Origin of the sequence: Clostridium sp. CAG:265 (assembly GCF_000436575.1) — a bacterium.
Taxonomy (GTDB): Bacteria; Bacillota; Clostridia; order Clostridiales; family Clostridiaceae; genus Clostridium; species Clostridium lentum.
This window is the reverse complement of the sequence record NZ_FR886612.1, coordinates 1-2677: the sequence shown is the minus strand read 5'-3', so window position 1 is coordinate 2677 and position 2677 is coordinate 1. Positions and strand designations below refer to the sequence as shown.

Genomic DNA, 2677 nt, shown 5'->3' with positions numbered 1-2677 from the left:
TGCAGCTCCTTTGCTTACTAACTCTATTAACTTCTTTGTACTAATCTCTTTACTCATTTTTTACTCCTTATACACTTTTTATATCCTCTTTCGCTTTTAACCATACTGATTTACTAGATGTATATATGTATTTAAGATATGAGCATATATCTTCTAACCTTTCTTTTGTTGCTGTTGCTTGTCCTCTCTTTAAATCTTTCTTTATATCATACTTAATACTAGACCATCTAAAATAAGCTTGTATTGCATCCTTTTGTAGTTGGAAAGCTCCTGCTATATCCTCTTCACTTAATTTATCATATCTTGAATATATATCATTTAATATCTTTACCTCTTCTTGATATTCTTTTTCATAATTCATATTTATTATTCTCCTATTATTTATAAAAAGAGGAGTTTCCTCCTCTACCACCTTAACTTTAGCATTTTGTAATCCCTGCTGCAGTAAATGTATTTATTTATATTAAATGCTTATAGCATATTAATAACTTTTTTATTACCTCACTTCATTTCTATTTCTAATATAAGACTTGGACCATAGCCTCTTAGGTATCTGGTCCCATCTTCATCATTTTGCTTTTCAGTTAAAAATACTACTGATTTAACTGTTTCACCTTTTTCTATATTCATAGATCTTACACCTTCTCTTATAAGAAGTTCATTAATTAAATCTTTAGTTTTAATATTCCTTAAATTAATCATATTCCAAACAACCTACCAATATCCTCATTTACAGCTTGCATTATTATACTTGCTTCTAAAAATGTCACTTGATCACCTTCTAATATTTCTTCTAATCTTTTAAGGTCTATATTACATACGTTTCTTAATACTGGTGTTGAATTTTCTCTTATTCTTCTTACTATTTCAACATTACTAAATTCACTTTTATCTAAAATTACTCTTACTTTTATACTTGCTAAACTTTTGTATCTCATATATTCTCCTAATAAATCTTTCTGCCACACTCTGGACAATACTTAAATTTTATAAAGTTTATTTCTCCAGTATCTTTATTGGTTATTCCTATTTCCCTTGTAGATGAATCAAAATATAATAATATTTTGTTATCTTTATCTTCTAAAATTGAATTTGTATTTTCTCTACAGAAAGTACATATATCATTTTGTTCACTTTTTAATTGTTGAACTTCTACATTTTTATGTATTTCACTTTGAACTTCTCCTTTTTCTTCTTCCTCTTCTGTATTTCTTGAAATTTCTTCAGTAATTTCTTCTTCAGTTCTTTTATCCTCTTCAACATATTCAGCATACTCCTCTTTGTTTTCTTCTATCTCTTCACTATATTCACTATCTTCTATGGCTATAGTTACTTCTTCATCATGTAAGCTATCATCTATTGCAATTTGCCCTTCTAATGGTCTTATATATTCTTCTTTAGCTTTTAATACATCTATATCATTTGCTATAAGACTTCCCTCTTCTTGTAACTTTATAAATGCCTTTAACTGATACTCTTTAGTTAACTGTGATGCTTTATATGCTACAGAATAATTTATATTATTATTCTTAAACTCTTCTTGCAATTCTTCTATAAGATTATTATTTATAGCTTTATATCTTCCCAGTTGGCTTGATGATATATTTAATATTTCCGATAATAAATCTCTTGTTCTTCCCTTTATGTTATTTTCTTTTTTAAGCTGATTTATTATCTCTTCTACTTCTATAGATTGCTGCATCTTCTCCCAATCAGTAATCTCTCTTGTAGTTGAATTTGTCATTATCATAGTTAATTTATTTAAAAGAGTATTATCTTCACTTTTTGACTTAATCTTACAAGGTAATATTCTAAATTCTTCTTTACCTTCTTCCACTAATGCTTTAGATGCAAAATATCTTCTATGTCCTGCTACAAGCTTATAATTATCTCTATCTATTCTTTCTACTATAAGATTTTGCTCTATTCCTAATAGCTCTATTGATTGCTTTATATTCTCTATATCATCTACACTATAAAAATTTTCTTTAGCTGGTACTATATGATCTATATCTATATTCTTTATATTAAAATTCAAAGTTTTCATTTCCTCTTCTTCACTTTTATTTACTTCTCTTGAATTGCTATTTAATAATTGCGTTAAATTAAATGCCACTTTCCTCTTCACCCCTTTTTCTAAAATGTGCCCAACTTGGACACATTTTTTGAATTGCGAATTACTTTACTCAATCAAGTAATCACATTTTGCATCGACATTAACTTATAATCGCAAGGTAAAGGCTTTAATAATATACAATGCTCTTTATCAACCCAACCATACATATGCCCATTCATTAACCATATTAGGTGCTTTGGTATTCTTACTACATATTTACCTCTACCACCTTTTTTACTTTCAGAATGGATAGTAAATCTTTCTCCTATACACTTGCTATACCATTCATTACCTGTAGATTTCATTATTTTTAAATCCAAGCTTATCACTCCATTAATTCGTAATAATTTCATTAAATATCAGCTATACACCAGCTCTTTTGTACTGGATAAAGTTCATGCTCTACGCCATACCAATCGATTTTTATTGTTCCGTTATTGTTTTCATCAAACTCAACTTCTTTATTTTCTATTTCATCAAGTATATGTTTAATTTTCTCTTTAACATTTTTTGATGCATTTTTATTAAAATTTTCTTTATTAAATCTATAAACCATTTCTT

6 protein-coding genes are annotated in these 2677 nt (G+C 27.4%); all 6 read right to left on the bottom strand.

Annotated elements, in window-relative coordinates:
- Positions 1-67: 67 nt before the first annotated feature.
- The gene (locus tag Q5O29_RS06150; protein ID WP_022212097.1) at positions 68-361 is read right to left on the bottom strand and encodes a hypothetical protein; all 294 of its coding nucleotides are present in this window, start codon (positions 359-361) and stop codon (positions 68-70) included.
- A 140-nt stretch (positions 362-501) separates the two neighbouring features.
- Entirely contained in the window at positions 502-702 is a 201-nt protein-coding gene (locus Q5O29_RS06145; protein ID WP_022212096.1) for a BC1881 family protein, read from the bottom strand.
- Positions 699-938, bottom strand: coding sequence for a hypothetical protein (locus Q5O29_RS06140; RefSeq protein ID WP_022167678.1), 240 nt, complete (start codon positions 936-938; stop codon positions 699-701). Before Q5O29_RS06140 ends, Q5O29_RS06145 begins: the two co-directional genes overlap by 4 nt.
- Before the next feature lie 8 nt (positions 939-946).
- A complete protein-coding gene (locus Q5O29_RS06135; RefSeq protein WP_022212095.1) occupies positions 947-2116 on the bottom strand; it encodes a ParB/RepB/Spo0J family partition protein in 1170 nt (389 codons plus the stop codon).
- A 74-nt stretch (positions 2117-2190) separates the two neighbouring features.
- The gene (locus tag Q5O29_RS06130) at positions 2191-2436 is read right to left on the bottom strand and encodes a hypothetical protein (RefSeq protein ID WP_302631831.1); all 246 of its coding nucleotides are present in this window, start codon (positions 2434-2436) and stop codon (positions 2191-2193) included.
- A 32-nt stretch (positions 2437-2468) separates the two neighbouring features.
- Positions 2469-2677 (bottom strand): hypothetical protein (locus tag Q5O29_RS06125; RefSeq protein ID WP_302631829.1); only part of this gene is annotated, 209 nt, incomplete at its 5' end.